The following is a 26,728-nucleotide window of genomic DNA, read 5'->3' as shown; positions in this document are numbered from 1 at the left end:
TGTCAGGTAAGAACATCAGGGGTCAGCGCAGCGCCCGGGTCCAGCGGTGCAGGATGTCGCCGCCGAGGGGACGGGTTTCGACCAGCTCGAACCGCGGCGCTTCCTCCAGCCGGCCGATGCCCAGGGCCCCGATCGAGGGCAGCCCCTCGGCACCGATCCCCAGACCGGCGGTGAAACCGATCAGCTCATCCACCAGGTCAAAGGCCAGGAGCGAGGCCGCCAAGGCGCTGCCGCCCTCGCAGAACACACGGGTCAGCCCCGCCTGCCCCAGCTGCTGCAGCACATCCCCAGCATCCAGCTGCACCCCGTGCGAGGCGCAAGGGATCAGCTTGGCCCCCAGCCCTTCCCAGGCCTGAATGCGTTCCTGGTCGGCGCCATGGCCATGGCAGAGCCAGACCGGCACCTGTTTGGCAGTGCGGGCCAGCTGACCCATCAGCGGCAGGTCCAGATGGCGGGAGATCACCACCCGCACCGGCTGGCGCTCCACCCCCAGATCGCGCACTGTCAGCGAAGGATCATCCGCCCGCGCAGTGCCGCCGCCGACCATCACCGCGTCGTGGCGGGCGCGCATCGCATGCACGGCGCGGCGCGCCTCCGGCCCGGTGATCCATTTGCTCTGCCCCGATCCGGTGGCAATGCGGCCATCGAAGCTGCTGGCCAGTTTCAGCGTCACCAGCGGACGGCCCTGTTCGGTCTTGAGAAAGAACCCCGCATGATCGCGCGCTGCCTGAGCGCCCCAGATGCCCGTGTCCACCCGGATGCCCGCCTCCCGCAGCATCCGGATGCCCTGGCCGGAGACCCGCGGATCGCTGTCCCCGATGGCGGCCACAACCCGCGCCACCCCGGCATCAATCAGCGCTTGGGCGCAGGGCGGCGTTGCGCCTTGGTGGGCGCAGGGCTCCAGCGTCACATAGGCCGTGGCACCGCGGGCCGCTTCGCCGGCCTGCGCCAGCGCCTCGGTTTCCGCATGAGGACGGCCGCCGGGTTTGGTCCAGCCGCGGCCGACAACCCGGCTTCCTTGCACAATGACACAGCCGACAGCCGGGTTCGGCCAGCAATTGCCCTGGCCGCGCCGCCCCAGGGACAGCGCCAGCGCCATGAAACGATGATCAGCGTCCATTATTCTTCCGGTGCCACCGGCGGGCGCAGCTCATGGACAAAATCCTCGAAGTCGTCCGCGGCCTGGAAGTTCTTGTACACACTGGCAAAGCGCACATAGGCCACGGTGTCGATCCGGGCCAGCGCCTCCATCACAATCTCGCCGATCTTCTTGGAGGGGATGTCGGTCTCGCCCATGCTTTCCAGCCGCCGCACGATGCCAGAGATCATCTGGTCGATACGTTCCGGCTCAATCGGGCGTTTTTGCATCGAAATGCGGATCGAGCGCTCCAGCTTGTCGCGGTCGAAATCCTCCCGCTTGCCATTGGACTTGATCACCACCAGATCGCGCAGCTGCACCCGTTCATAAGTGGTGAACCGGCCACCGCAGGCCGGGCAAAACCGGCGCCTCCGGATCGAAACATGATCTTCGGCGGGGCGTGAATCCTTGACCTGAGTGTCGATATTTCCGCAAAATGGGCAGCGCATCCGCCTGCTTCCTCAATCCTGTCAGTTTGATTATTAGTGCCGGAACCAGCCCGGTTATCCACAACTATAGGCTACCCTCCAGAATTTGGGTAGAGCTGATTTTTCGCCGCTAGATGAAGAGGTTCACGCCAGGTGCGCAGCCACCCGGCGCTGGTGCGGGGCATCGCGGTGCTCAAACAGATATATACCCTGCCAGGTGCCCAGCACCGGCGCGCCGCCCGTCACCGGGACCGTCAAGCTCACCGGCATCAAGGCCGCCTTGATATGAGCCGGCATATCGTCCGGCCCTTCATAGGTGTGACGCAGATAGGACATCGACGGATGGCTCGAGGGCGGCACCAGGCGGGCAAAAAAGGCCCTTAGGTCGGTTTGCACCTCGGGATCGGCATTTTCCTGGATCAGCAGGGAGCAAGAGGTGTGGCGGACAAACAGCGTCAGCAGCCCGTCCCGCAGGCCGCTCCCAGCCACCCAGGACCGCACCCCGGCAGTGAATTCATAAAGGCCCTGACCGCGCGTCGGAATGGTGAATTCGTTGTGCATGCGGCAGTTTTGGCGGAAACCGGGCCAGCAGGCAACCGATACGCTGCGCTGTCTCAGCAGTTACCACCGCCAGCGGTCGCGCCCGGGCAGCCGGTCATAGCAGTAAGTCTGCGCCGCCGTCACCCGCAGGCTGTCGCCCGCCTCCCGCACATTCAGTGAAAGGCTGCCGGAGCGGTCAGGCACCCCGGGTGGCAGGCCGAAGGCAAACTGCACCGCCTTGCGGCCCGGCCGGTTGATCGAAGGCCCCTCTCCGCGCCAGACGTAAATGCGCTGATTGACCGGCGCCCGCAGCTGGCGGATGGCAAAGTCAGCGATGCTGCACCAGTAATCCTGTGCGCCGGACCGGCTCCGGGCCACGACTTCCCAGACACCTTGGGAAACCGGCAGCACCTCATTCCGGTTGATCGCACGCCAGGCGGAGGCGGGTGCCGGAACGGCCAGAACCAAAGCCAGCAGCCCTGGAAGCCACAGTTTTCTGCATTTCATTTCAACCCCCTCCCCCGCCGCTGCGACAGCTGCGGATCAATCTGGTTTCAGGGCCGCCCGAATGGCACGAAGCAATACTCGTGGGCCCTCAGGACACTCATTGTATCACCAGCTTGCAGGCTGTTGACAGACCTGTATCCGTCAGACGGCGCCGCAGCCGCCAGATTTGCGTCCAGCGTGAACTGGACCGCAGACCGGCGCCCGGTGGTTTCGCTGGGGCCAAGGCCGCGGTAGATATACAGTTTGCTGCTCCACGGGCGCCGCAAGACACGCTGCACGTGATCGGCGGCGCCGCACCAGAACAGGTAGCCGTTGCCGGTCCGGGCAATGACTTCGAACACGCCGTCGGAGACCGGATTGACCCGGATGCTGTGGCGGCTGGCGTTAGCGGCGGAAACGTCCGGGAGCGCCAGTATCAAGGACGCGGCAAAAACGGCGGCGGCGGTTGCAGGTTTCATCTGATCTTCCCTCCGGTCTGAAGGTTGCCCGCCCGGCCGGGCGGCTCCCTCACAAGGGTAGGAAAATTTGGAACACAAGCCAGTCACACTGCCGTGCGGCGGCAGGCCGTCGGCGGCAAATCATTTTGGATCTGTTTCTGCAAGCTCCGCTGCGAACGCAGCTAAGTCAGCGTTTACAACGCCTTGGTCATAGACCCGCAGCAGATGCTGGCCCGCGGCACGCCCCATGCCCGCTCCTTCGGCAACGGTTTCCACAGTTGCCATTGCGCAGCGGCCCCCGTTTCAGGGCGGCCTCAAAAAGAAGAATGTGATCTTATCCCCAACCCTGACGCCGCTGCCCCCAGCGCCGGCGCAGCTTGCTCAACAGCTGCCATCTGCCTGTATCCTCAATTGCTGCCTGCAGGAAATCTTAAAGGGCAGACGCCTGCGCGCAGTAGCCGTGGCCCTGCTGCACGGACATGCTCTCGCCCGGGCGGAAGCCAAGTGACAGCCAGCCGACCTTGGGGGTGATGCCCGCCCGCTCCGGGTAAAGCGTGAACTGCACCGACGAGCGGTGGCCGGTGGTGACGCTCATGTCCCGTCCGCGCACCACGTAAAAGCGGTCGGTCCAGTTTGCGCCCAGTTCCCGGCGGGCATACTGGGCGGCGGCGCACCAATAGTCCCAGGTGCCGCCGGATCTTCCCGGCACCACCTCATACACGATGTCATCGACCGGCAGCACCCGCACACCCCGGTTGGCAAGGAAGGGCTCGGCAAATGCGGGAACTGCGCCCAGACAGGCCAAGCCAAGCGCGTAAATGAAGTGTCTCATCCGGAATTATCCCTTTGCTGCGGTCAACATAAGGGTTGGCGGCTGGGGCTCCAAGGGCCGCTTGCGGGCAAGGCCGCTTGCTCTCGCAGATGTGTGTGGGGCTGATGTCAGGCCCGCACAGGGAACGGAATGATCTCTGCGCTTTGCTGCTGGCGGCCCAGCACCTCCTCCAGAAGGGCCAGAACGGCCGCATTGGGCGCGGTTCCGGTGTCCGGGTTGAACCTGGCCCTGGCCTGGCGGCGCAGCATATCCTTGGAGCCGCTGGCGTCCATCTGCTTAAGCGCTTCCCCCTGCTGCGCGAGCGCCTCGACCATAAACTGGTTGGCAGCCACCAGATCGTTGAGCGAGCGGAGCTTGTCCGTCAGCACCGCAAGCGCCTCATTCATTTCATTATGTGCAGACATCCCCTTCCCCCCGGAAGACCTTTGGCGATACCTGCGATTTTAAGCGCCGCCCTCAGGCGGGACAATGCCAAGGTTAGCAAATGGTTAACGCCGGACATCCAGCTCCGGCAGCACGAGATGGCCGCTGTAGCGCACCAGCAGGCCGATCCGGGGCAGGCTGGCGGAGATGTCGAAGCCCAGGTGCCCCTCCGGCGTTTCAAATTCCATCGACGCGCTTTGCGGGCACAATGCGCGGGGCAGCGGCAGGCCGAACAGCCGTGCCTTCTCGACCGTCACCACCAGCGCGCCCTGCTGGACCGAGGCCGAAAGCTCCAGCTCAACCGGCCCGAAGCGTTCCATCGCCCGCCCTTTGCGCGGGTCGAACCGCAGGCGCGAGCGGGTCTGGTACTTACCGAAACTGCGCTGCCACACGTGCCCCCTGCCCTGCGGCGCGACGTCCAGCCGGAAGCGGGACTGCGCCATTGGCGGCGGAAAGCCTGCCAGCCCGGCCAGCAGCCGCGCCCAGCGGTTCCCGCCCTCCACCGTGACAACGCCCTGGCTGCGCTCCGGCGGCTGCGCATGGAATCGCACCAGGGCTGGCGGCACCTCCAGCCGTTGCGATGCGATGATTTCGCCAAAGGCATCCCTCATGCGCCGAAGCCCCCGGCGGCAAAGCGTGCGCGGATCTCCGGGCTGGGGATCATGCAGCTGTTGTAGCGGCCGAACAGCCGGTAACGGTTGCGGGCCACGCTGAAATAGAGCGGGTCCTTCAGCCATCCCGGCAGGAACCGGCAGACCGACAGCACCGGCCAGGGCCAGGCCAGCGCCCGCATCGCCGCAGCGAACGCATCAAGGCGCTGATGGGAGCGACCATCGACGATCACCAGGTTGGTCTCGAACTCATCTGTTGGCAGCCCGTGTTCGCGGTAAACTTGCTGCCCCAGAGGCGACTGCGCTGTGGCGAAGGAGAACCGGCCTTCCCGGTCATGGCGCAGCATGAAACGGAAGAAGCCAGAGCACAGCACGCATTCGCCGTCGAAGACGATGAGGTTCTGACGCGGGTCACCGGCGGTCATGGAACGGCCTTTCCAAATTTTGCTCCAGCGTTGATCAGCGCTCGGGATAGATATCCGTCTCGGGCCCAAACACCACTTCATTGCCAGAAGCGTACAAGAAGCACCGCATACGGTTACCATCATTTTCTTCACAATTGCTAAGCGCAGCCTGCTCTGCCTCACGCATTGTCAGCCGCCCGGACGCATAGGCCCAGGCACCGTTCCGGCTCAGCGCAAGCGCCTTGTTCCGACGGGCCGCAGTGTAGCGGGCAACCACATCCCGGCCGCGCAGGCCGTCCACAAACGGGATGGTTTCAGGATTGACCGTTTCTGCATAAACCAGCGAGGACACCGCCCGCCAACCGGGCAGGTTCCGCCCCCTTGCAATCGCCAGGCCGCAAGGCTGTCCGGCGCTGTGCTCGCACTTTTGCAGCACGGCGCTGGTAATCGTCGACGACAGTTTATTGCCGCTGCAACGGGACGCCCAATGGCCGTTTGGCGACACCGCGACCATATACGTCCGCTTGCAGCGCACCCTCTCATAGTCTCTCTGAATAGAGGCGCTGGCGGCGTCCGAAAGGAACGGAATCTGATGGAAATCCGGGGCTTCTGCCCGCGCGGTTACTGTGCCGGCAGCCAATGCGGCAAGTACGAATCTGAACAACATGATCTGAAATTCCCAAGCTAATATGCCGCGGAGAATACAGGTCAATCCGGCAAGAAAAAGGCGCCCCGCAGGGCGCCTTTCACTTTACTGATCCAGGAAGCTGCGCAGCTTGCGCGAGCGGCTGGGGTGCTTCAGCTTCCTGAGCGCCTTCGCCTCGATCTGACGGATCCGTTCGCGGGTCACGCTGAACTGCTGGCCGACTTCCTCAAGGGTGTGGTCGGTGTTCATACCGATGCCGAAACGCATCCGCAGAACCCGCTCCTCGCGCGGCGTCAGGGACGCAAGCACCCGGGTGGTGGTTTCCTTGAGGTTCTCCTGAATGGCGCTGTCCAAAGGCAGAACCGCATTCTTGTCCTCGATGAAATCGCCCAGCTGCGAATCTTCCTCGTCCCCGATCGGGGTTTCGAGAGAGATCGGCTCCTTGGCGATCTTCATCACCTTGCGGACCTTCTCCAGCGGCATCTGAAGCTTGTCGGCCAGCTCCTCCGGGGTCGGCTCGCGGCCGATCTCGTGCAGCATCTGGCGGCCGGTGCGGACCAGCTTGTTGATGGTCTCGATCATGTGGACCGGGATCCGGATGGTGCGGGCCTGGTCGGCGATCGAGCGGGTGATGGCCTGACGGATCCACCAGGTCGCATAGGTCGAAAATTTGTAGCCGCGGCGGTATTCAAACTTGTCGACCGCCTTCATCAGGCCGATGTTGCCCTCCTGGATCAGGTCCAGGAACTGCAGGCCGCGGTTGGTGTATTTCTTGGCAATGGAAATCACCAGGCGCAGGTTGGCCTCGACCATTTCCTTCTTAGCCTGGCGGGCTTCTTTCTCGCCCTTCTGGACCTGCTGCACGATGCGGCGGAATTCGGAGATGTCCAGACCGACATACTGGCCCACCTGAGCCATGTCGGCGCGCAGCTCCTCGACCTTGCCGGTGGAGCGCTCAATGAACATCTGCCAGCCGCGGCCGGGCTTTTCGCCCATTTCGGCGAGCCAGTTCGGGTCCAGCTCGCGGCCGCGGTAGGCGTCGATGAACTCGCGGCGGTTGATGCGGGCCTGGTCGGCCAGCTTCACCATTGAGCTGTCGATCTGCATGACGCGGCGGTTGATGCCGTAAAGCTGGTCGATCAGCGCCTCGATACGGTTGTTGTGCAGGTGCAGGCCATTGACCAGCTCGACGATTTCGGAGCGCAGCGCCTGGTAGCGCGCCTCGTCTTCCGAGCTGAAGGAGCCGTCTTCGTTCAGGGTGGCGGAGATCCGGCTGTCCTGCATTTCGCTCAGTTCGGCGAAGTCGGTGGAGATCCGCTCCAGCGTGGTCAGCACCCGGTCCTTGAGCGCCGCCTCCATCGCGGCCAGCGACATGTTGGCCTGATCGTCCTCGTCATCGTCGTCATCGGTGGAGATCGGGTTGCCGTCAGCGTCAAGCTCCGGGCCTTCCTCCTTGGCCGGCTTGGCCGCCGCCTGCACCGCGGAGGTGTCGACCACCGGGGTCTCCTCCTCGCCGTCTTCGTCCAGCTGGTTGCCAAAGGTGGCCTCCAGGTCGATGACGTCGCGCAGGAGAATGTCCTCGGACAGAAGTTCGTCGTGCCAGATGGTGATCGCCTGGAAGGTCAGCGGGCTTTCGCACAGGCCCGCAATCATCGTGTTGCGGCCGGCCTCGATGCGCTTGGCAATCGCGATCTCGCCTTCGCGGCTCAGCAGCTCGACCGAGCCCATCTCGCGCAGGTACATGCGCACCGGGTCGTCGGTGCGGTCCAGCTTCTCGGTCTGGGCGCCTGCTAGCGCAACCTCGCGCGGGCCTTCGGTGGTCACAAGGTCGGTGGTGCCCTTGTTCTCTTCTTCCTCGGCTTCTTCGTCCTCGATGATGTTGATGCCCATTTCGCTGAGCATCGACATCACGTCTTCGATCTGTTCCGAGCTGACCTGATCCGGCGGCAGAACCTGATTGAGCTGATCGTAGGTGATGTAGCCTTTCTCGCGGGCTTCCGCGATCATCTTCTTGACCTGAGCCTGGCTCATGTCGAGGGAGATTTCGGCGTCCTGATCGTCAGGTTTGCGGTCGTCGGTGTCTTTGGCGGCCATTCAATGCTCCTACTCAGGGGCTGCGGGACGGTGCGAATCACGCGAATCATTAGCGCGATAATCCGATTCGTCACCCCGTTTACCCAATTTTCCTGTGCTCTTCCTTAGCAAAACGCAGAATCACCCGCCCGCGCGTCACTTCTCTGAAAAGCCGATCCGGTTCAAAAGGGCACCGAAGGCATCACGCTCATCCCGGTTGAGCCGCGCGCCGTTCTTGCCCACGTCGTAAGTTGCCTTGTCCTCATTTTCGCTGCGCACGGCCTTGTTCTTGGCCTCTGCCGCCTGCCGCAGCCGCCAGGTCAGCGCCTCGTCCGCAAGGCCATGCAAATCCTCTTCGGCTTCTGCCAGTTCCGCATCCAGCCCGCGCCGCGCTTCGAGTTTTGCCAGTTCCTCGGCCAGGGTCATGCTGGCCAGTTCAGTGTCGCCGGGTTTGCGCAGGCAGGGGATGATTGCAACGTGGCGAAGGCCAAACAGGTTTTCAAGGGCATGAGGCCCCAAAGCCCAGTCGATTTCTTCCCGCAGCCGCTCTGGCGCGTCGATGCCGTGGCGCAGCACCATGTCCCGCAGGGCCGCCAGGTCCGGATCGGCGCATTGCAGGCGCTCCAGGCTGGTCTCGAAGTCCGGGATCACTGCGGGGGTGGTGATCGCCGTCGCCAGGATCACCGCCTCGCGCATGGCAGCAAAGGATTCGTCATCGGCGCCTGCCACCAGCGAGGCCCGGGTCGTGGCGCGCGGCTGCGGGATCACGCCAAAGCCCTTGCCCGGCTTCCACGGTGCCCGGGCGCCGTCGCGGAAGCCGCCGCCCTTGCCCGCGCGCTGCTGATACCCGCCCTCGCTGCCGCCCCGGCTGCCGCGGAACAGCTGCCAGCGCATTTCCTTGACGTCTTCGCCGTAATGCTTGCGGATCGAGGGGTCGCGGATCAGCTTGATCTTCTCCCGCAGCGCCTTGTCGAGCGCTGCTTTGCGCTCCGGGCTGTCAAAGACCTTGCCCTCGGTCTCGCGCTGCCACAGCAGCTTGACCATCGGCATCGCCTGATCCAGCACCGCCTGCACAGCCTCCGGCCCTTCGCTGCGGATCATGTCGTCGGGGTCCTTGCCCTCCGGCATGATGGCAAATCTTAGCGACTTGCCCGCTTCCAGCAGCGGCAGCGCCAGGTCAATCAAGCGCATCGCGGCGCGGATGCCTGCGGTGTCGCCGTCCAGCGCGATGATCGGTTCATCCGACATCCGCCACAGCATCTGCAGCTGGTTTTCGGTAATCGCGGTGCCCAGCGGTGCAACGGAGGACTGAAAGCCACCCTCAGACAGCGCAATCACATCCATATAGCCCTCGGCCACAACGAGCGTGGAGCCCCGGCCCGATGCCGCCCGCGCGGGCCCGTGGTTGTAAAGGCTGCGCCCCTTGTCGAACAGCTCTGTCTCGGGCGAGTTCAGGTATTTGGCGTTGTCGTTCGGGTCCATCGCCCGGCCGCCAAAGGCAATCGCGCGGCCCCGCGCATCGCGGATCGGGAACATGATCCGGTTGCGGAAGGTGTCATAAGGCTTGCCGCCCTTGTTCGAAGGCTTGGCCAGACCTGCCCCGATGATCAGGTCCTCAGGTACATTCTTGCCGCGCAAGGCATCCCACAGGTTCTGCCAGCCATCGGGGGCAAAGCCGATCTCCCAGCGATCCAGCGCCTGCGCAGTAAGCCCGCGGCGCTGCAGATAGGCGCGGACATCCTGGGCGGCATTGGTCTTGAGCTGCAGCCGGAAAAACTGCACCGCCTGCTCCATCACATCGGCCAGCAGCGTACGGCGGTCCTGCTTTTCCTGCGCACGGGGGTCGCGCTTGGGCATCTCCATACCCGCTTCCTGCGCCAGGATCTCGACCGCCTCCATAAAACCTACGTTCTCGGTCTCCTGCACAAACTTCAGCGCGTCGCCTTTGGCGTGGCAGCCGAAGCAATAGTAGAAGCCTTTGCGGTCTTCGACATGGAAGGATGCGGTTTTCTCGTGATGGAAAGGGCACGGCCCCCAATAGTCGCCCTTGCCGGGCTGCGACTTGCGCTGGTCCCACATGACCTTGCGCCCGACAACATCAGATATACTGATGCGGGTTCGCAGTTCATCCAGAAAGCCGGGCGGCAGGGACATATCAGTTCGACTTCAGCTGTTTCTGCATCGCCTGGATCTGATCCCAGTTCTGCAGGCACTGCTGTTCGAACAGTGCGCCAAGGTCGGTGCTTTTCAAGTCGCGCCGCTTCATCGCATAGACGTGGCTTGTCAGCTGCGGGATCGCCTTGGAATAGGCGGCAGGCCATTCCGGCTCGCTGTCCAGAATAGTCTGCTCCACCTTTTCCTGCTTCACCCGGTCCAGCCGCGCCTGCTGCACTGCGGCCATGACCTGGCCCTGGTATTTACAGCTTTGTTCTTTGGTTTCAGAAGCATAGGCCGGAGCCGCCAGCAAGGCGGCTGCAAGGGCGATGCGGATCATAGATGCGCTCCGGGAATCAGTTGGTGATCCCCGCAGGTTACCCCCGTGCCGTGACGGCTTCCATGGCTGTTTTCAAATCATGCACAAGCGTTTTCGCCATTGAGCGGAACACCATGATCTGAAACGCCTGCGGGCCGGTGCGTGTGAGCGAGGCCATCATGTGCTTCAGCTCCGTCCGCGCGGTATGGCCGCGCTTGAAGCCCCGGGGGCGCAGATCCACCGGCACCAGCCGCGCCAGCACGTCCTCTGCACCCTGCCCGTCCAGCCGAACGACCGCCCAGGCATCGCTCTGATCGGTCAGGGCGGCGTGCTTTGCCAAGCTGGCATCCGGTGCAGGCCCCATCAGCAGCGCCATGTCCCGGCCGAACCAGACCGCCCGGCTGCCTGCCTTGCCCGTTGCCCGGTTCACGGCCGGAAAGGCCATGCCGTGCGCCGCCTCCAGCGCCTTGCTCAGCGCCTCCTGCTGCCCTTTGAAGGGGGCAACGATCCACATGCTGCCGGGCTGTTCCTCAGTCAGGCTCATTCCGCCGATAGTCACCGGGAGCAGTCCGTCGCAGGGGCTTTTTGCAGTCAGTTCAGCCACGGGCACGCCCTCCCTCAGGATCAAAGAACACAGGCGAGACAACCTCGCACAAGGTGTCGGCACCGCGCATATGGTCGACCAGGCGCACAGTTTCGCCGATACGGTCAGGCCCTTCCTTGAGGAAGGCCAGACCAATCGGATGCCCCAGTGTCGGGGAATAGCCGGCCGAGGTCACGTAGCCCTGGTCATAGATCCGCTCGACCGGGTCGCCCGGCGTGAACAGATGCGCTCCAGCGGTGATCTCCTTGGCCGCACCCACGGGCTTCAGGCCCACCAGGCGCATCCGGTCCTCGGCCATCAGCCCCTCGCGGGTGGACATTGCCTTGCCCAGAAAGTCCTTTTTCTTGGACATCATGCCCTGCAGGCCCAGGTCAAAGGCGGTCACGGTGCCGTTGATCTCGGCATGGGTGATTAGGCCCTTTTCGACCCGCAGGACATTCAGCGCCTCCATGCCATAGGCACCGCCGCCCATCGCCTCGGCCCGCTTCAGCAGCTCGCGGAACAGGCTTTCGCCATAGCGCGCAGGCACCGCCACCTCATAGGCATGTTCACCCGAGAAGGAGATCCGGAACAGCCGCCCCTTCACGCCCAGCACGGTCGCCGCGCCGCAGCCCATGAAGGGCCAGGTTTCGCCATTCACGTCCTCATCCAAAAGGCCATCCAACAGTTCCTGCGACTTTGGACCAGCGACAGCAAACTGCGCCCATTGCTCGGTCACTGATGCAAAGCGCACGTCCCATTCCGGGTAGAGCACCTGGGACACGAACTCCATATGCGCCATCACCTGCCCCGCGGCAGCGGTGGTGGTGGTCATGACATAGTGGTGATCGCCCAGCCGCGCGGTGGTGCCGTCATCCATGACAAAGCCATCCTCGCGCAGCATCAGCCCGTAACGGACCTTGCCCACCTTCAGCGTGCTGAAGGTGTTGGTGTAGAGGAAATCGAGGAACTTGCCTGCATCCGGCCCCTGAATGTCGATCTTGCCCAGGGTGGAGACATCACAGATGCCAACTGCCTTGCGCACAAGAGTCACCTCCCGGTCGCAGGACTGGCGCCAGCTGGTCTCCCCTGGTTTCGGGAAATAGGCAGCGCGGTACCACAGGCCCACTTCCAGCTGATGCGCGCCGCGCGCGTCGCTCTCGCCATGGGAGGTCAGGAAGCGCTGCGGCTTGAAGCCCTCATCCGTGGCCCCTGCCCCCATTGCCCCGATGGACACCGGCACAAACGGCGGACGGAAGGTGGTTGTGCCGGTCTCCGGGATTGTCCGCCCGGTGGAATCCGCCAGCACCGCCAGTGCAGCGACGTTGGAGTTCTTGCCCTGATCGGTGGCCATCCCTTGCGTGGTGTAGCGCTTCATATGCTCAACCGAGCGGAAGTTCTCGACTGCCGCCTGTTTCACATCCTTCACGGTCACGTCGTTCTGGAAGTCGAGCCAGGCCCGGCCCTTGCCCGGCACCGCCCACAGTGCAGCGATGCGGTAGGGGTCGTCCTCGGCATCCGGCAGATCGGCGTCAGCGGATTTCAGGCCCAGCGCCTCCAGCACCTTACCCGCAGCCTCCGCGCCTTCACGCAGCGCCCCAGCGGTGGAGAAGGTGCCGTTGCAGGCCCCGGCCGTCACCATGCCCGGCACCGTCCCCTCAGCGGGCACAAAGGCCAGCGCCTCACGATTCCATGCAGGACGGCTGTTCAGATGGCAGGTCAGATGCACCGAAGGATTCCAGCCGCCGGACATCGCCAGGCAGTCGGTCTGGATCTTCTCCTCGCCCTTGACCGAGCGCACAGTGATGCTTTCGACGCGCTGACGGCCCGCGCTGCCGCAAACCTGCGCGCCTTTGATCACCTGATACGGGCCATCAACGGGCGCGTCATGGCGGCTGTCGATCACTGCCGCAATATGCACGCCCGCGTCATGCAGGTCGCGCGCAGTACGGTGCGCCTGATCGTTGTTGGCAAAGACAGTGACCCGCTCACCCGGCGCCACGCCCCAGCGGTTCAGATAGGCGCGCACGGCCCCCGCCATCATGATGCCGGGTCGGTCGTTGTTGCGGAACGCCACCGGACGCTCGATCGCGCCAGCAGCCAGCACCGCGTGCTTGGCCGCAATCCGCCAGAAACATTCGCGCGGCAGATGGCTGTCCTTCAGCGAGTGCCGCCGCGGCAGATGGTGCGAGACCCGCTCCAGCGCGCCATAGGTGCCCTGGTCATAAGCGCCGGTGACGGCAGTCCGGGTCATCAGCCGCACGTTATCCATCGCCTCAAGCTCTGCCAGAACTTCAGCCGCCCACTCATGGCCCGGCTTGCCGCCGATTTCCTCGCGCTCTGCCAGCAGGCGGCCGCCCATGCGGCTGTCTTCCTCTGCCAGGATCACATCAGCCCCGGCACGGCCCGCAGTCAGCGCCGCCATCAGCCCGGCAGGACCGGAGCCGATCACCAGCACGTCGCAGAAGGCAAAAGCCTTCTCATACCGGTCCTGATCCGCCTCGCCCGACAGCGCGCCAAGACCTGCCGCATTGCGGATCACCGGCTCATAGACCTTCTCCCAGAACGCCGCCGGCCACATGAAGGTTTTGTAGTAGAACCCCGCGCCAAAGAACGGCGCCGCCAGGTCGTTCACGGCCATCACGTCGCGCTCGACCGAGGGCCAGCAATTCTGGCTGCGCGCCTCCAGCCCCTCGAACAGCTCCTGCTGGGTGGCGCGCACGTTCGGATCCTGCTGGCCGCCGGTACCGATGGTCATCAGCGCGTTCGGCTCCTCGCTGCCCGCGGTCAGCACACCGCGCGGGCGGTGGTATTTAAACGACCGCCCCACCAGATGCACGCCGTTGGCCAGCAGCGCTGCCGCCAGCGTGTCGCCTTCAAGCCCCATCATGTGACGGCCATTGAAGGAAAAGGTGATGGGCTTCGCGCCCTGATTCAGACCCTTGCCGGGAAGCCTCATGTCTCACCTCCCAGCCCGGCCTCAGACGCCAGCTCTACAGCCGAAATCTCGTGCGTGGCAGTATCACGGGTGACCTTCAGCCAGGCATTGCAGCCCATTTCGTGGTACCACAGCTCATCCAGCGGTCCCGCCGGGTTCTCGCGCAGGTTCAGATATTCATGCCAGGCGTCCAGATCTGCCCCCTCAGCCGGGCGCACCAGTGCGGCACCTTTGTAATAGAATTCGCGGCGGTCCCTCTCACCGCAGAGCGGACAGGTAATTCTCATGACCGGCGCCCTTTCATCTTTCCGAAAATACTCCCGCCGGAGGCATGCCCGGCGCGCTCCAAACGCTTAGTGCAGGTTATGCTGCGCACCGGTCCCCTCCTCATCCATCAGGCCAACGCCGCTGCGGAAGCGGTCGAGCTTGAACTTCGCGGCGGCGCCATGCGGCCGGTCCGTGGCAATCAGGTGCGCGTATACGCTGCCCGAGCCCGGTGTCGCCTTGAAGCCGCCGTAACACCAGCCGCAGTTCAGGTAGAGGCCGTCGATCGGCGCATGGTCGATGATGGGCGAGCCGTCCGGTGTCATGTCCATGATCCCGCCCCAGCTGCGCAAGAGCCGCGCCTTGCTGACTGCGGGCACCATCGCCACAAATGTTTCCATCGTGTGCTCCACCATCGGCAGGTTTCCCCGCGCCGCATAGGAACTGTAGAAATCCAGGTAGCTGCCGAAAACCAGCCCGCCCTTGTCAGACTGGCTGATATAGAGATGCCCCTCGGCAAAGGTGATCACATGGTCGACAATGGGCTTCAGCCCTTCCGACACAAAGGCCTGCAGCACGTGGCTTTCGATCGGCAGCGTCAGCCCCGCCATCGCCGCCACCTGGCCGGAACGGCCCGCAGCAGCCAGTGCCACTTTCTTGGCGCGGATCGGGCCGCGAGCGGTCTGCACGCCCACCACCTTGCCGTTCTTGACGTCGATTCCGGTGACTTCGCAGTTCTGGATCAGATCAACCCCGCGCATGTCAGCCCCGCGGGCATAACCCCAGGCCACTGCATCATGCCGTGCGGTCCCCGCACGGCGCTGCAACAGCCCGCCCATGATCGGAAAGCGGTTGTTGTCGAAATTCAAAAACGGCGCCAGCTCGCGCACCTGCTCCCGGCTCAGCAGCTCGGCATCATCGCCCTGGTTCACGATGGAATTGCCCCGGCGCACCGCCGCATCGCGCTGGCCGTCGTTGTGGAACAGGTTGATGATGCCGCGCTGGGACATCATCGCGTTGTAGTTCAGGTCCTGCTCCATCGTTTCCCACAGCTTCAGTGAATGGGAATAGAATTCGGAGTTGCCCGGCAAATAGTAGTTGGCCCGCACAATTGTGGTGTTGCGCCCCACATTGCCGCCGCCGAGGTACCCCTTTTCCAGCACAGCGACATTGGTAATGCCGTGTTCCTTGGCCAGGTAATAGGCCGTCGCGAGCCCGTGGCCGCCGCCGCCGATGATCACCACGTCATATTCGGATTTGGGCTCAGGGTCCCGCCAATGGGGCGCCCACCCCTTGTTTCCGGTGAGCCCCTCCCGGAGCACACGCCAGCCCGAAAACCGCATGTCGTCCCTCCCCGTCAAATCACTTGTCCGCACCCGGATAATTGCAGGCCCGGGCCTTGGCGGCATTGCTACCCGCTTTCTCCTGCTGCTCCTAGCCCAAAGGCTCGTTTTGCGGCACATCAGCACGGCTTTGCTGCAAATCACATGAACTGATCACTTGTGTCTAGTGTCAATTGCGACAGCGTGTGACGTATTGCGTGCCGGGTGCAAAAATGAACGGGGCGGAGAGTTTCCCCTCCGCCCCGGCTGTTCTCAGGACGCTTCCGGCCCGTCCTTGCGAACCGTCAAAGCCCCTTGGCGTGGTAGCTCTTGGCAACCTTGTCGATCGACACGAGATAGGCTGCGGTGCGCAGGTCCGTCACATCGTCGCGGCTGTGCCAGACTTCGCGCATCGACTGATAGGCCACCCGCATCGTATCATCGAGGCCAGAGCGCACCAGTTCCAGCTCGTCCGCGCCGCGCAGGTATTTGTCCTTGAAGTTCGGCGACATCGACCAGGTATCGCCCATCACATCGTCCAGGCGCTGCAGCTCGTCGATCACCAGCTGGTGGCGCGCCTCTTCCTGGCGGCGCTGCATGCGGCCGAAGCGGATGTGGCTGAGGTTCTTGACCCACTCGAAGTAGGACACCGTCACACCGCCTGCATTGGCATACATGTCGGGAATGATGACTGTGCCCTTCTTGCGCAGGACCTCATCCGCGCCGGCGGTCACGGGGCCGTTTGCGGCCTCGATGATCAGCGGTGCCTTGACGCGCTCGGCGTTCTCCAGGTTGATCACCCCTTCCAGCGCGGCCGGGATCAGCACGTCGCAGTCTTCCTCCAGCAGCAGCGAGCCGTCCTCGACGAACTGCGCGTCGGGATAGCCGGCCACGCCGTCGTGCTTGACGATCCAGTTGCGCACCGCCTCCACGTCAAGGCCGTCCGCGCTGTAAAGACCGCCGTCGCGTTCAATGATGCCGGTGATCAGCGAGCCATCTTCCTCAGCCAGGAACTTGGCCGCGTGGTAGCCCACGTTGCCGAGCCCCTGAACGATGATGCGTTTGCCTTCCAGCTTTCCGGACAGCCCGGCTGCGGCCTTGTCCTCTTCATAGCGGAAGAACTCGCGCAGGGCATATTGCACGCCGCGCCCGGTGGCCTCGACCCGGCCGGAGATGCCGCCTGCGTTCAGCGGCTTGCCGGTGACACAGGCCTTTGCGTTGATGTCGGTGGTGTTCATCCGCGCGTATTGGTCTGCAATCCAGGCCATCTCACGCTCGCCGGTGCCCATGTCGGGCGCGGGCACGTTCTGGGACGGGTTGATCAGGTCGCGCTTGGCCAGCTCATAGGCAAAGCGGCGGGTGATCAGTTCCAGCTCATGCTCGTCATATTCGCGCGGGTCGATGCACAAGCCCCCCTTGGAGCCGCCGAACGGCGCCTCCACCAGGGCGCATTTGTAGGTCATCAGCGCCGCCAGCGCCTCAACCTCGTCCTGGTTCACGCCGGTGGCATAACGGATACCGCCCTTAACCGGCTCCATATGCTCGGAGTGAACGGAACGGTAGCCGGTGAAGGTATGCATGGCGCCGCGCAGGCGCACCCCGAACCGCACTGTGTAGGTTGCATTGCAAACTCTGATCTTTTCCTCCAGCCCCGGCGGCAGATCCATCAGGGATACGGCCCGGTTAAACATCAGGTCCACGCTTTCGCGGAAGCTCGGCTCTGTGCGGCTGCTCATCTAAAAACTTCTCCGTGCTCAAACATCGACTCGCTGCCGATGATGCCCTCACTCTATGCAGAGTTAATTAAGGAGTGCGACCTTTTTGACCATTCCCAGCCAAAAAGATTCTCATTTTATCCGAAGGTTGACGATTCGCCGCCGCCGCTTGGGCCATTGTCCGCACTGACGGGACAACCTGGCAGAACCGCGTAAGATTGGACGCCCCATCCATTACAATCGTAGCTATTTCGGCAAAATGGCGCCCCAATTCCGCCACCTTTACCAAGCATTAATCAACGTAAATTCCGCTGCCAAAGCCGTGCTGACCTGTTCCCAAGCCGGCGGGGGTATTCAGGGGGTGGTTACATGATTATGCGTCACAAAAACTCTACCGCGCTGAGCAATCCGCTCATGGCGCGCTGCCTGTCCAAAGTGCAAAGCTTCCTGCACGAAGAAGACGGGGTGCTGGCCAAGCCGATGATCGGCACATTCCTGGCCATGCTGGCCGTCGGCGGCATCGGGGTGGACCTGATGCGGATGGAGCGTGACAGGACCGAGCTGCAGTACACGCTTGACCGGGCAGTGCTCGCCGCGGCGGATCTGGACCAATCCCTGGATGCCGACGCTGTCGTTCTGGACTATCTGACCAAGGCCGGGCTGGAGCAGTATTATTCCGACCCGGATGATCAAAAGGGGCTTGGCTACAAAAGCGTCGAGGCTACCATCGACACCGATTTCGAGGCCTATCTGCTGAAGTTCGCTGGCGGCGACAACATATCCCTCTACGCGAACTCCCGCGCGGAAGAGACCATCGGCAGCGTCGAAATCTCAATGGTGCTTGATATCTCCGGCTCCATGAACTCTGGCAACCGGCTGGTGAACCTGCAGGCCGCCGCGAAATCCTTTGTGACACAGATCACCACCAATACCGATGTCACCAATCTGTCGATCTCGATCATCCCTTATGCGACGCAGGTGAATGCGGGTAAGGAACTGCTGAGCAAATACCCGAACGTCACGCAGGAGCATGACTATTCCTACTGTGTGAACTTCATCAAGGATCAGTTCAGCAAGCATACTCTGTACCAGAATGAAAACCTGATCCGCACCGCGCACTTTGACACGTTCACCTATTCGGAGAACATGATCGACCGCCCTGTCTGCCCGACCCGGGAAGGCTCGGCCATTCTGCCCTTCACCAACGATGCGGCAAAACTGCATGCCTACATCGACAGCCTTACGGCCTATGGCAACACTTCGATCGACATCGGGATGAAGTGGGGCAGCGCCCTGCTGGATCCCACTGCGCGCGGCGTAGTGAACGCGCTGGTTGACGACGGCGTGATCGACGCGTCTTTCCGCAACCGGCCGACCGACTATGGCAGCGGCGACACGCTGAAAATCATCATCCTGATGTCCGACGGCCAGAACACCAATCAGTACATGGTGAACGAGAGCCGCCGAGAGGGGTTATCAAACGTCTGGTACAATCCTGACGCGGCTCACAATGAGCGGATTTACTGGAACGATGACCTGATCGGCGTTTACTCCGTCTACCACTCAAACGGCGAGAAGAATTATTACTGGCCTCATCTGGACCGGTGGGAAGACCACGCCTACGGAGAAGGCAGTTATGAGCCTTGTGAAGGATGCGACCCTGTCGCTGAAGATGGCGGAGACGGCCTCAAGCGGCTGACCTATCAGGAGCTTCACGCCCAGGTCTCGCTGGCCCACATTGCCCGCTATCTTTACGAATTCAGCCCCAGCGCTTGGGCTGACTGGTTCACCGCCGGCCGCTATTTCCATAACCGCGTCGCCAAGGATCAGCACACCAAGACGATCTGCGACATCACCAAGGATCAGGGCGTGATCGTTTACTCGGTCGGCTTCGAGGCCCCATCCGCCGGCATCAAGGTGCTGGAGGATTGCGCCAGCTCGCCCGCCCACTTCTTCGATGTGGAGGGCCTGGAAATCTCCGATGCGTTCTCGTCCATCGCCACCTCGATCCGCCAGCTGAGGCTGACCCAATGATCCGCCGTGCCGCACACGCCCTGCGCCGTTTCAGGCAGCAACAGGATGGCAACGCCACCGTGGAGTTCGCCATCGTCATCCCGGCCTTCATCATGATCCTGATGTCGACCGTCGAACTGGGCATGATCAATCTGCGCCATTCCCAGCTGGAGCGGGCGCTGGACCAGACCGTCCGCACCATCCGTCTCAGCACCGGAGGGGACATGAGCCATGACCAGCTGCGCGATGAGATCTGCACCCGCTCAGGCTTCATCGACGAATGCAGCACGTCGCTGCGCCTGGAAATGCTCCAGATCAACCCCTACGCCTGGACGCCGATCGACCCGACACCCGACTGCATTGACAGTGTCGAGGAGGTTCAGCCGGTGCGGACATTCGTGAACGGCCAATCCAATGAGCTGATGTTCATCCGCGCCTGCATGAAGTTCGACCCGATTTTTCCGACCTGGGGGCTGGGCACCAACCTGAGCAAAGACGGCGACGGCCGCGTCAATCTGATCGCTTCATCCGCCTTCGTCCAGGAGCCGAGATAACACCATGCTGACACTTCTGTCCCGCCATTTGTCCCGCCGCCTGCCCGGCCCCGCCCGCCGCTTCCTGAACGGCACCCAAGGCAGCGTCTCGATCGAATTCGCCTTTTACGCGCCGTTGCTGCTGGGGCTGTTTGCCGCCATCTACACCTTCTTCGACGCCTTCCGTCAGGAGAGTATTAACCTGAAGGCCGCCTACACCGTTTCCGACCTGATCTCGCGTGAGACCAATTATGTGAACGAGGCCTACATCGACAGCATGCATTCGCTGGCCACGGAACTGGTGCGCAGTGACACCACGCTGTCGACCCGGATCTCCGTTGTGCGCTGGGACGAGGGAGACAACCGGTACTACGTCGACTGGTCCAAGGTCCGCGGCACCGTCTTTCAGGAGTGGGTTGACGGCACCATCAACGAGGTAAAGGACGATCTGCCCACCATGCCCGATCAGGAACGCGTGATCCTGGTGGAGACCTGGAACGAAATCCAGCCGGCCTTCAACGTGGGCATTCCGCTGATGGATGTGCAGAACTTTGTCTTCACCCGCCCGCGCTTTGCCCCGCAGGTCGTCTTTGTCGAGGACAAGGGCAACGGCAACAACCACAACGATGACGCCGAGAAGGCCGGGCCGCCTGCCTGATCAGACCTGGCCGCGCTGCACCAGCATCGCGGCCAGAATTTCCGACATCGCCTTGCCTTGCGACCCCGGCGTCACGCCGCCGATACCGATGCGGCGGCCGGACCGCCACCACAACCCCGGCATCCAGGTTCGGCCTCCGGGCGTTCCGGTACGGATCAGAAAGCCGTTCGACGGCTTGAAAGCAAAGAAGCCGCGGTCGATGGCCTCGATATCGTCCACCCTGGCAATCAGCTGCCCGTCGGAGCAGCGCAGCTCCTCCGCGGTCAGCTCGATCCGGTGCATTGTGGCCTGCCACATCCGAACCGCCAGCCACAGCGCCGCGGCCCCCACCGCCAGCAGGAATACCAGCCAGGCAGGCGACGGCGGCGCGGAAAACGCTACATAGACCAGCAGGGCGCCGGTCAGGCCCAGCATCGCTGTCCCCATCACCCGGCGCGCGGCCGAGGCCTCGATTGTGGCCAGGATGTCGTTGCTCATCAGCTGCTCTCCTTACTGCTCAAGCCGGGCATAAACCGGATTGGCAAAAGAAAACAGCCCCCGCCAGTGCGGGGGCCGAATGCAGCGCTGCCCGGGAGGCTTATTCGGCCGCGGCGCGGCGCACGACTACCTCGTGTCCCGGTTCTTCCGGCTCGTCGTCGATCAGTTCCTGCGGGAATCCCGGCGCGGTGATCGACAGCCCGGTCGCCTCTTCCAGCCGCTCGATCATCCGGTCGGACTGCGCCCGTTCGCCATAGCGGCGCTGGCCGTCCTTCATCATATCGATCATCAGTGGTGACAGTTCCAACGGCACATCGTGGCGGTCTGCCAAAGTCTGAAACAACCCGATGTCCTTCATTACAAGATCCATTGTGAAGTTTACATCGCGCGAGCCGGACAGAATCAGCTGGCTTTCGGTTTCATGCGCAAAGGACGTGCCCGAGGACATCGAGATCGCCTCATAGGTCATGCCCAAGTCCATGCCGCAGGCCTTCATCACCGTCAGCGCTTCCATGACCGCCAGCAGGTTCAGGTTGGCCAGATAGTTGGTCATCACCTTCAGGGTCGAGGAATTGCCGATCTCGCCCACATGCAGGATGCGGCGGCCCATGGTGGTCAGGACCGGCAGGATCCGGTCGAAGGTCTCGCGCTCGCAGCCCGCGTAGATCGAGATGTTGCCGGTATCGGCCCGGTGGCAACCGCCGGAGACAGGGCAATCGACAGCCTCGCCGCCGCGCTCCGCTACCAGCGCGCCCAGGCGTCTCACCTCTTCCACGTCGGTAGTGGACATCTCCATCCAGATCTTGCCGGGCTGCACATGCGGCAGCATTTCGGTGACAACCGCGTCCGAGGCCGCCGGGCTCGGCAGGCAGGTGATCACCGCATCGCAGTCCTGCATCATCTGCGCCGGGCTTCCGCCCGCCTTGGCGCCGCGCGCGACGAATTCCCCGACCAGTGCCGCATCCAGATCATGCACTGCCACGTCCAGCCCGTTGCGCACCAGGCTGCCCGCCAGCTTGCCGCCGACGTTGCCGAGGCCGATGAAGCCGATCTTCATATCCGTTTTCATGTCCCGCTTTTCCTCCCCGGGGTTTTGCATGCGATATGGCTAGCTTGACCTTCCCCTAAACAAAAACGAATAATAACGCGGTCTGACCCAAAGAATTTTTGCAACACAAATGCCCGATCTGCCCAATCTCGTCTGGCTGCGCGCCTTTGAGACCGCCGCCCGCCTGCAAAGCTTCACCGCCGCGGCAGAGGAACTGGGACTGACCCAGGCCGCGGTCAGCCATCAGGTGCGCAGCCTGGAGAAAAGCTTTGGGATAACCCTGTTCATCCGCCGGTCACGGCACCTGGAACTGACGGAGCTGGGGCACGCCTACTACCCCTCCGTCGCGCAGGCGCTGACCGATATCGCCTATTCCACCCGCGGCCTGCTGGGCCATGCGCACACCCGGACCGTGACCCTGCGGGCGCCGGTCTCCACCGCGGTCCTGTGGGTGGCGCCGCGGCTGGGTGCGTTTCACAGCGCCAACCCGCACATCCGGATCCGGCTGATTTCCGCCGTCTGGGCCGACAGCACCCAGGATGAAGATGTGGATATTGACCTCCGGCTGGGGCCGTCAGGCTGGTTTGACCGGCGTGCGCATCTGCTCTCCACCGAAAGCGTGATCCCAGTCGCGCAGCCGCTGATGGCGGGGCAGCTGAAATCGCTGGACCAGCTTTTCGGCCAGACCCTGATCCACATCCACGGCTATCAGGACCACTGGCTGCGGCTGTCGGAACAGGAGGGTGTGCCGCTGAAAGACCGCAGCGCGCCGCTCTATGTCGACACTTCGCTGGCGGCGATCGAGATGGCGGCCTCTGGCGCAGGCGTTGCCATGCTGATGCGCCGCTATGCTGAACTGCCACTGTCGCACGGCCGGCTCTCGCCGGTGCTGGACGCCGAGATTCCGATGGGCCAGGGCCACTACCTGATGCCCGCGGCCGGGGAAGCGCCGAACAGCGCCGAAACCGCCATGGTGCGGGATTGGATCGTGTCGCTGTTCGCCTGAAGCACCGCCGGCCCTTGCCGGCTCCGGGATTGACGGCTAGCGTCCGGCCATGCCCTGGCCACAGAACACCCCGCCCCAGCGCGACGGCGATGCCGCCGCAGGGATCGACGTCACCGACGGTTTCGAGCGGTTCTCGCAGCGCAACGACATCTTTACCCGCGCTTTCTGGGACGAACGGGTTAAATCCAAACACACCGCCAAATTCTTCGCCTCCTACCGGATGGAGGCTGCCCCGCGCCGCGGCGACGGTTTCTCCCAGCGCGACTTTGCCCTGCGCAACGCGGCCTGGCTGATCTCCGACGTGGTCTCCAGCCGCCGGGCGCATGAGGGTGTCCGCGAAGGGTTTCAGGCCGCAATCCGCGCCGACACGCCGGTGGCCAAGGAGGCGCTGGAAATTGATGACCCCACCCGGATGTCCGCCGAGGTGAAACGCATCGCCAGGTTCTTCGGCGCTGATCTCTGCGGCATAACCGATCTGGACGAACGCTGGCTTTATACCGCGCGGGTCGATGCCCGCGACATGTCCGAGGCGCCGCATGATCTGCCCGAGGGGCTGACCAGCGTGATCGTGCTGGGCCATGAAATGGACAGGGAACTGGTGGCCACCTACCCCTCCGCGCTGGCAGGCGCCGCTACGGGGCGGGAATACAGCCACGAGGCCTCCATCGTGATGCAGCTGGCCGCCTATATCCGCAACCTCGGGTATGAGGCGGTGCCGTCGATGAATGACACCGGCCTGGTGATCCCCTATGCCGTCAAGGCAGGGCTGGGCGAATACGCCCGCAACCAGATGGTGATCACGCCGGAGTTCGGACCGCGGCTCAGGTTTTCCAAGATTTTCACCAGCCTGCCGCTGTCCCATGACGCGCCGCAGCCGCAAGGGGTAAAGGCGTTCTGCGATATCTGCACCAAATGCGCCGATGCCTGCCCGGTGAAGGCGCTGCCCTACGGGCCGCCCTCCACCCGCACCGCCAATGTCTCGGCGATCAAGGGGGTCAGGAAATGGACATCGGATGCCGAAAAGTGCTTTTCCTTTTGGGCCAGGATGGCCTCTGACTGCGCGATCTGCATGCGGGTTTGCCCGTTCAACCGCGATTTTTCCAAGTGGCGCAACCGGCTGTGGCTGAAGCTGGCGCTTGGCCCGCTGCGCAAGCTGGCGCTGCGGCTGGCAGGGAAACACGGGCAGCGGCGCAAACCATCGGAGTGGTGGAATGAGGCCTGAAAAAAGCCCGGCAACATTGCCCGGGCCGCGCCTGCCTGCACCGGCAGGGACGGCCCTTAGTTAAATTTCCCGCACAGCGCTCACGGGCTAACCGAAACCGCAAACACCTCCTCCGGCGTCTGCAACCCTTTGAGGCTATGCTCTCCCAAAGACCGCCCCTCCAGCCCCGCCCGTTGCCGGAACTCGGATGAGACCAGCAACGGTTCATCTTTGGCGCCGCACAGCTCCGCCACACGCGCGGCCAGGTTCACGTCGCGGCCGATCACCGTGTAGTCCAGCCGCATCCCCGACCCCACGTTGCCGAACGCCACTTCGCCAAAGTGCAGCGCGATGCCGACGTCGAATTTCGGCTGTACTGAACGGGCGGCGACCCGCGCCAAGCCCTCACGGGCGGCGGTCAGCGCCTGGCTACAGGTCTGCGCCCCGTCGTCGCCGGCACGAAAAACCGCCAGGATGCCATCGCCGATCAGTTTCAGCACCTCGCCGCCCGCGGCCTCGACCGGCGGCACGATGCAGTCGTAATAGGCATTCAGAAGGCCGGTCGCCTGCTCCGCACTCATCCCGGCGGTCAGTTCGGTAAAGCGGCGCATGTCGGCAAACAGGATGGCGGAACGGATCCGCATCACCTCGCCCCGGTGCACATCGCCCGACAGGATCCGGCGCTGCGGCTCCTCACCTACGTAGATCCGCAGCACTTCCTTCATGGTGCGGGCGGTGGAGAGGACTTCCTGGCAGGCAGCCAGTGCCGGAAAAACCGCGCGCAGGAAACGGATGTCTTCGTCAGAAAACCCCTCCGGTGACTGAGTGGCAAAGCTGAAGATACCGGCCGTGCCGATCCCCATGAACACCGGCGCCATGATGTAGTGAGTGTACCCTTCCGCCTTCAGGTCCGGGACGATGCCATAGCGGTCGTCGGGCGTGTCCGGCAGCCACAGGATCACCCATTCGCCGGTTTTGTGCACATCAGCAGCGGGCGAGCGGGCATAACCATCGCCGCTGTCCTCGTTGAACGGGAACAGCTCGCTGCGGGTGCCCTGCCCGTGCTCCCAGAAGCGGGCACTGGCCACCGCCTCGGCATGCAGCAGCTGCACGATGGAGGCGGCGCGCTGCAGCGGCACCCCCACCCCGCGGATCAGGCGGCACATCTTCTCCAGCACCTGATCCGGATCCGCGGCGGAGCGCCCCTCCTCCAGCAGGTAGGAGATCAGCCGCAATGCGCCCTGCAGACGGTCCGGCGGCAGCTGCAACAGGGGATCGGGGGTTTGTGTCATCTGCTCAGGCTACCCCGCAGGTCCATCACCCGGCAACGGCAATGCTCCCGCCCGTCCTTGGTGCCTGCGGCACCGCGTCCCGTTGGGCCGGGCAGCCCTGCGGGCTGCGGGGGCACCTGTTCACCTGCGCACAGCCCCCGTGTCCGGCGGCAGGTTTCCGGGCGGCAGCGCACATCTTATCTTAGCCCCAGTCAACGTTTACAGGAGGCATTGAGATGTCCCTCAGACCCATTCTCGAAACCCGCGCCGCCCAGCCCCACACCGAGGGCGCGGGCGTCAAGCTGCACCGCGCCTTCGGCTTTCATGACCCGTCGGAGCTGGACCCGTTCCTGCTGTTCGACGATTTCCGCAACGAAAACCCCGAGGACTACCTGCGCGGCTTCCCCTGGCACCCGCACCGCGGCATCGAGACCATCACCTATGTGCTGGCCGGGTCCGTGGAACATGGCGATTCTCTGGGCAACGCGGGCACCCTGGGTGCAGGCGATGTGCAGTGGATGACCGCCGGGTCCGGCATCCTGCATCAGGAGATGCCCTCGGGCAACGCCAAGGGCCAGATGCATGGGTTCCAGCTGTGGGGCAACCTGCCTGCCAGCCAGAAAATGACCGCACCGCGCTATCAGGACGTGAAGGGCACCGACATCCCCGAGATCATCGACGATGACGGCACCTGCGTGAAGGTGATCGCCGGCGACTTCTGGGGCAAGCGCGGCCTGGTGGACGGCATTGCCGCAGATCCGCAGTACCTGGATGTTTCCGTCCGCGCAGGCGTCAAGAAGACCCTGCCGATCGACACCTACCGCCGGGCATTCGCTTATGTCTTCGAAGGCGAGGCCGCCTTTGCCGATGCCTCAGCCCCGCAAGGGGTGCTGCTGGAGAAGGAGGTTGCAGGCCAGGAGGTCAATATCCGCGATCTGTCCGGCGACCGCACCCTGATCCGCTTTGGCACCGGTGACGGGATCACTGTGCAGGCAGGCCCCGAAGGCGTGCGCTTCCTGCTGATCTCCGGTGCGCCGATCAATGAACCGGTCGCCTGGCACGGGCCGATCGTGATGAACACCCAGGCTGAACTGCACCAAGCGTTCCGCGAGTTGCGCAACGGGACGTTTATCAAGCCCGCGCACTGACCAGGAAAACCGGTGCCCGCTTTTCCCTGTGCGCGGCGC

28 protein-coding genes are annotated in these 26,728 nt (G+C 63.6%); 6 read left to right on the top strand and 22 right to left on the bottom strand.

Features of this window, described 5'->3' with window-relative positions:
* Positions 1–22: 22 nt before the first annotated feature.
* The 19 genes from ribD to ACTRWG_RS12125 all read right to left on the bottom strand — a co-directional run bounded on the left by ribD (position 23) and on the right by ACTRWG_RS12125 (position 17,355).
* On the bottom strand, positions 23–1,120 hold the full coding sequence (gene ribD, locus ACTRWG_RS12215; RefSeq protein WP_084299597.1) for a bifunctional diaminohydroxyphosphoribosylaminopyrimidine deaminase/5-amino-6-(5-phosphoribosylamino)uracil reductase RibD: 1,098 nt from the start codon (positions 1,118–1,120) through the stop codon (positions 23–25).
* Entirely contained in the window at positions 1,120–1,587 is a 468-nt protein-coding gene (nrdR, locus tag ACTRWG_RS12210) for a transcriptional regulator NrdR (RefSeq protein WP_027236911.1), read from the bottom strand. The genes ribD and nrdR overlap by 1 nt, the downstream gene beginning before the upstream one ends.
* 123 nt (positions 1,588–1,710) lie before the next feature.
* Positions 1,711–2,127, bottom strand: coding sequence for a secondary thiamine-phosphate synthase enzyme YjbQ (locus ACTRWG_RS12205; RefSeq protein ID WP_027236910.1), 417 nt, complete (start codon positions 2,125–2,127; stop codon positions 1,711–1,713).
* A gap of 60 nt (positions 2,128–2,187) precedes the next feature.
* Positions 2,188–2,613: a hypothetical protein gene (locus tag ACTRWG_RS12200; RefSeq protein ID WP_462829362.1), complete on the bottom strand. Its 426-nt coding sequence runs from the start codon at positions 2,611–2,613 to the stop codon at positions 2,188–2,190.
* A 47-nt stretch (positions 2,614–2,660) separates the two neighbouring features.
* Positions 2,661–3,071 carry a hypothetical protein gene (locus ACTRWG_RS12195; protein ID WP_027236908.1) on the bottom strand — a complete coding sequence of 137 codons (411 nt, stop codon included), beginning with the start codon at positions 3,069–3,071 and terminating at the stop codon, positions 2,661–2,663.
* Positions 3,072–3,191: 120 nt separating this feature from the next.
* Positions 3,192–3,335 (bottom strand): hypothetical protein, encoded by a 144-nt coding sequence (locus ACTRWG_RS12190; RefSeq protein ID WP_462829361.1) that lies wholly within the window; start codon positions 3,333–3,335, stop codon positions 3,192–3,194.
* 145 nt (positions 3,336–3,480) lie between these two features.
* Positions 3,481–3,882, bottom strand: coding sequence for a hypothetical protein (locus ACTRWG_RS12185; RefSeq protein ID WP_462829360.1), 402 nt, complete (start codon positions 3,880–3,882; stop codon positions 3,481–3,483).
* Positions 3,883–3,989: 107 nt separating this feature from the next.
* Positions 3,990–4,286 carry a hypothetical protein gene (locus ACTRWG_RS12180; RefSeq protein WP_462829359.1) on the bottom strand — a complete coding sequence of 99 codons (297 nt, stop codon included), beginning with the start codon at positions 4,284–4,286 and terminating at the stop codon, positions 3,990–3,992.
* Positions 4,287–4,370: 84 nt separating this feature from the next.
* Entirely contained in the window at positions 4,371–4,916 is a 546-nt protein-coding gene (locus ACTRWG_RS12175) for a DUF4166 domain-containing protein (RefSeq protein WP_462829358.1), read from the bottom strand.
* Entirely contained in the window at positions 4,913–5,341 is a 429-nt protein-coding gene (locus ACTRWG_RS12170; RefSeq protein WP_036797455.1) for a thiol-disulfide oxidoreductase DCC family protein, read from the bottom strand. The genes ACTRWG_RS12175 and ACTRWG_RS12170 overlap by 4 nt, the downstream gene beginning before the upstream one ends.
* Before the next feature lie 34 nt (positions 5,342–5,375).
* Entirely contained in the window at positions 5,376–5,987 is a 612-nt protein-coding gene (locus tag ACTRWG_RS12165; RefSeq protein WP_154667793.1) for a hypothetical protein, read from the bottom strand.
* An 84-nt stretch (positions 5,988–6,071) separates the two neighbouring features.
* Positions 6,072–8,060, bottom strand: a complete 1,989-nt coding sequence (rpoD, locus tag ACTRWG_RS12160; protein WP_027236904.1) for an RNA polymerase sigma factor RpoD — start codon at positions 8,058–8,060, stop codon at positions 6,072–6,074.
* 135 nt (positions 8,061–8,195) lie between these two features.
* The gene (gene dnaG, locus ACTRWG_RS12155; RefSeq protein ID WP_027236903.1) at positions 8,196–10,193 is read right to left on the bottom strand and encodes a DNA primase; all 1,998 of its coding nucleotides are present in this window, start codon (positions 10,191–10,193) and stop codon (positions 8,196–8,198) included.
* 1 nt (position 10,194) lies between these two features.
* On the bottom strand, positions 10,195–10,533 hold the full coding sequence (locus ACTRWG_RS12150; protein ID WP_027236902.1) for a hypothetical protein: 339 nt from the start codon (positions 10,531–10,533) through the stop codon (positions 10,195–10,197).
* Positions 10,534–10,570: 37 nt separating this feature from the next.
* On the bottom strand, positions 10,571–11,116 hold the full coding sequence (locus ACTRWG_RS12145; protein WP_027236901.1) for a sarcosine oxidase subunit gamma: 546 nt from the start codon (positions 11,114–11,116) through the stop codon (positions 10,571–10,573).
* Positions 11,109–14,054 (bottom strand): sarcosine oxidase subunit alpha family protein, encoded by a 2,946-nt coding sequence (locus ACTRWG_RS12140; protein WP_027236900.1) that lies wholly within the window; start codon positions 14,052–14,054, stop codon positions 11,109–11,111. Before ACTRWG_RS12140 ends, ACTRWG_RS12145 begins: the two co-directional genes overlap by 8 nt.
* Positions 14,051–14,320, bottom strand: a complete 270-nt coding sequence (locus tag ACTRWG_RS12135; protein ID WP_027236899.1) for a sarcosine oxidase subunit delta — start codon at positions 14,318–14,320, stop codon at positions 14,051–14,053. Before ACTRWG_RS12135 ends, ACTRWG_RS12140 begins: the two co-directional genes overlap by 4 nt.
* A gap of 66 nt (positions 14,321–14,386) precedes the next feature.
* Positions 14,387–15,640 (bottom strand): sarcosine oxidase subunit beta family protein, encoded by a 1,254-nt coding sequence (locus tag ACTRWG_RS12130; RefSeq protein WP_027236898.1) that lies wholly within the window; start codon positions 15,638–15,640, stop codon positions 14,387–14,389.
* A gap of 284 nt (positions 15,641–15,924) precedes the next feature.
* Entirely contained in the window at positions 15,925–17,355 is a 1,431-nt protein-coding gene (locus tag ACTRWG_RS12125) for a Glu/Leu/Phe/Val family dehydrogenase (protein WP_027236897.1), read from the bottom strand.
* A gap of 348 nt (positions 17,356–17,703) precedes the next feature.
* Here ACTRWG_RS12125 and ACTRWG_RS12120 point away from each other — a divergent pair, with 348 nt between their 5' ends.
* The 3 genes from ACTRWG_RS12120 to ACTRWG_RS12110 are packed head-to-tail and all read left to right on the top strand — an operon-like array spanning position 17,704 to position 20,538.
* Positions 17,704–19,368 carry a pilus assembly protein TadG-related protein gene (locus tag ACTRWG_RS12120; RefSeq protein WP_462829357.1) on the top strand — a complete coding sequence of 555 codons (1,665 nt, stop codon included), beginning with the start codon at positions 17,704–17,706 and terminating at the stop codon, positions 19,366–19,368.
* Positions 19,365–19,901 (top strand): TadE/TadG family type IV pilus assembly protein, encoded by a 537-nt coding sequence (locus tag ACTRWG_RS12115; RefSeq protein WP_027236895.1) that lies wholly within the window; start codon positions 19,365–19,367, stop codon positions 19,899–19,901. Before ACTRWG_RS12120 ends, ACTRWG_RS12115 begins: the two co-directional genes overlap by 4 nt.
* A 4-nt stretch (positions 19,902–19,905) precedes the next feature.
* The gene (locus tag ACTRWG_RS12110) at positions 19,906–20,538 is read left to right on the top strand and encodes a TadE/TadG family type IV pilus assembly protein (RefSeq protein ID WP_462829356.1); all 633 of its coding nucleotides are present in this window, start codon (positions 19,906–19,908) and stop codon (positions 20,536–20,538) included.
* On the opposite strand, the gene ACTRWG_RS12105 is transcribed toward ACTRWG_RS12110, so the two are convergent.
* Both ACTRWG_RS12105 and ACTRWG_RS12100 read right to left on the bottom strand, forming a co-directional pair.
* A complete protein-coding gene (locus ACTRWG_RS12105; protein WP_027236893.1) occupies positions 20,539–21,015 on the bottom strand; it encodes a hypothetical protein in 477 nt (158 codons plus the stop codon).
* Between the two features lie 100 nt (positions 21,016–21,115).
* Entirely contained in the window at positions 21,116–22,072 is a 957-nt protein-coding gene (locus ACTRWG_RS12100) for an NAD(P)-dependent oxidoreductase (protein WP_027236892.1), read from the bottom strand.
* Between the two features lie 121 nt (positions 22,073–22,193).
* Between ACTRWG_RS12100 and ACTRWG_RS12095 the strand changes: the two genes are divergently transcribed.
* Both ACTRWG_RS12095 and ACTRWG_RS12090 read left to right on the top strand, forming a co-directional pair.
* Positions 22,194–23,069 carry a LysR family transcriptional regulator gene (locus ACTRWG_RS12095; protein ID WP_027236891.1) on the top strand — a complete coding sequence of 292 codons (876 nt, stop codon included), beginning with the start codon at positions 22,194–22,196 and terminating at the stop codon, positions 23,067–23,069.
* 49 nt (positions 23,070–23,118) lie between these two features.
* Positions 23,119–24,291, top strand: coding sequence for a 4Fe-4S double cluster binding domain-containing protein (locus ACTRWG_RS12090; RefSeq protein ID WP_027236890.1), 1,173 nt, complete (start codon positions 23,119–23,121; stop codon positions 24,289–24,291).
* An 80-nt stretch (positions 24,292–24,371) separates the two neighbouring features.
* On the opposite strand, the gene ACTRWG_RS12085 is transcribed toward ACTRWG_RS12090, so the two are convergent.
* Positions 24,372–25,562: an adenylate/guanylate cyclase domain-containing protein gene (locus tag ACTRWG_RS12085; protein ID WP_462829355.1), complete on the bottom strand. Its 1,191-nt coding sequence runs from the start codon at positions 25,560–25,562 to the stop codon at positions 24,372–24,374.
* A gap of 215 nt (positions 25,563–25,777) precedes the next feature.
* On the opposite strand from ACTRWG_RS12085, the gene ACTRWG_RS12080 reads away from it, so the two are divergent.
* On the top strand, positions 25,778–26,689 hold the full coding sequence (locus tag ACTRWG_RS12080; RefSeq protein WP_462829354.1) for a pirin family protein: 912 nt from the start codon (positions 25,778–25,780) through the stop codon (positions 26,687–26,689).
* Positions 26,690–26,728: the final 39 nt, after the last annotated feature.

This window comes from Leisingera sp. G5_S3_59_S7, from assembly GCF_054968485.1.
Note: the sequence above shows the minus strand (reverse complement) of the source record. Positions and strands in the feature narration are given on the sequence as shown.

Coding starts and splice junctions, on each gene's coding strand:
- ACTRWG_RS12190 (WP_462829361.1), bottom strand. CDS start 3,335: ATGGCAACTGTGGAAACCGTTGCCGAAGGAGCGGGCATGGGGCGTGCC.
- ACTRWG_RS12105 (WP_027236893.1), bottom strand. CDS start 21,015: ATGAGCAACGACATCCTGGCCACAATCGAGGCCTCGGCCGCGCGCCGG.
- ACTRWG_RS12125 (WP_027236897.1), bottom strand. CDS start 17,355: ATGAGCAGCCGCACAGAGCCGAGCTTCCGCGAAAGCGTGGACCTGATG.
- ACTRWG_RS12185 (WP_462829360.1), bottom strand. CDS start 3,882: ATGAGACACTTCATTTACGCGCTTGGCTTGGCCTGTCTGGGCGCAGTT.
- ACTRWG_RS12095 (WP_027236891.1), top strand. CDS start 22,194: ATGCCCGATCTGCCCAATCTCGTCTGGCTGCGCGCCTTTGAGACCGCC.
- ACTRWG_RS12080 (WP_462829354.1), top strand. CDS start 25,778: ATGTCCCTCAGACCCATTCTCGAAACCCGCGCCGCCCAGCCCCACACC.
- dnaG (WP_027236903.1), bottom strand. CDS start 10,193: ATGTCCCTGCCGCCCGGCTTTCTGGATGAACTGCGAACCCGCATCAGT.
- ACTRWG_RS12090 (WP_027236890.1), top strand. CDS start 23,119: ATGCCCTGGCCACAGAACACCCCGCCCCAGCGCGACGGCGATGCCGCC.
- ACTRWG_RS12165 (WP_154667793.1), bottom strand. CDS start 5,987: ATGTTGTTCAGATTCGTACTTGCCGCATTGGCTGCCGGCACAGTAACC.
- ACTRWG_RS12195 (WP_027236908.1), bottom strand. CDS start 3,071: ATGAAACCTGCAACCGCCGCCGCCGTTTTTGCCGCGTCCTTGATACTG.
- rpoD (WP_027236904.1), bottom strand. CDS start 8,060: ATGGCCGCCAAAGACACCGACGACCGCAAACCTGACGATCAGGACGCC.
- ACTRWG_RS12205 (WP_027236910.1), bottom strand. CDS start 2,127: ATGCACAACGAATTCACCATTCCGACGCGCGGTCAGGGCCTTTATGAA.
- ACTRWG_RS12170 (WP_036797455.1), bottom strand. CDS start 5,341: ATGACCGCCGGTGACCCGCGTCAGAACCTCATCGTCTTCGACGGCGAA.
- nrdR (WP_027236911.1), bottom strand. CDS start 1,587: ATGCGCTGCCCATTTTGCGGAAATATCGACACTCAGGTCAAGGATTCA.
- ACTRWG_RS12135 (WP_027236899.1), bottom strand. CDS start 14,320: ATGAGAATTACCTGTCCGCTCTGCGGTGAGAGGGACCGCCGCGAATTC.
- ACTRWG_RS12150 (WP_027236902.1), bottom strand. CDS start 10,533: ATGATCCGCATCGCCCTTGCAGCCGCCTTGCTGGCGGCTCCGGCCTAT.
- ACTRWG_RS12200 (WP_462829362.1), bottom strand. CDS start 2,613: ATGAAATGCAGAAAACTGTGGCTTCCAGGGCTGCTGGCTTTGGTTCTG.
- ribD (WP_084299597.1), bottom strand. CDS start 1,120: ATGGACGCTGATCATCGTTTCATGGCGCTGGCGCTGTCCCTGGGGCGG.
- ACTRWG_RS12110 (WP_462829356.1), top strand. CDS start 19,906: ATGCTGACACTTCTGTCCCGCCATTTGTCCCGCCGCCTGCCCGGCCCC.
- ACTRWG_RS12085 (WP_462829355.1), bottom strand. CDS start 25,562: ATGACACAAACCCCCGATCCCCTGTTGCAGCTGCCGCCGGACCGTCTG.
- ACTRWG_RS12140 (WP_027236900.1), bottom strand. CDS start 14,054: ATGAGGCTTCCCGGCAAGGGTCTGAATCAGGGCGCGAAGCCCATCACC.
- ACTRWG_RS12180 (WP_462829359.1), bottom strand. CDS start 4,286: ATGTCTGCACATAATGAAATGAATGAGGCGCTTGCGGTGCTGACGGAC.
- ACTRWG_RS12120 (WP_462829357.1), top strand. CDS start 17,704: ATGATTATGCGTCACAAAAACTCTACCGCGCTGAGCAATCCGCTCATG.
- ACTRWG_RS12175 (WP_462829358.1), bottom strand. CDS start 4,916: ATGAGGGATGCCTTTGGCGAAATCATCGCATCGCAACGGCTGGAGGTG.
- ACTRWG_RS12130 (WP_027236898.1), bottom strand. CDS start 15,640: ATGCGGTTTTCGGGCTGGCGTGTGCTCCGGGAGGGGCTCACCGGAAAC.
- ACTRWG_RS12100 (WP_027236892.1), bottom strand. CDS start 22,072: ATGAAGATCGGCTTCATCGGCCTCGGCAACGTCGGCGGCAAGCTGGCG.
- ACTRWG_RS12115 (WP_027236895.1), top strand. CDS start 19,365: ATGATCCGCCGTGCCGCACACGCCCTGCGCCGTTTCAGGCAGCAACAG.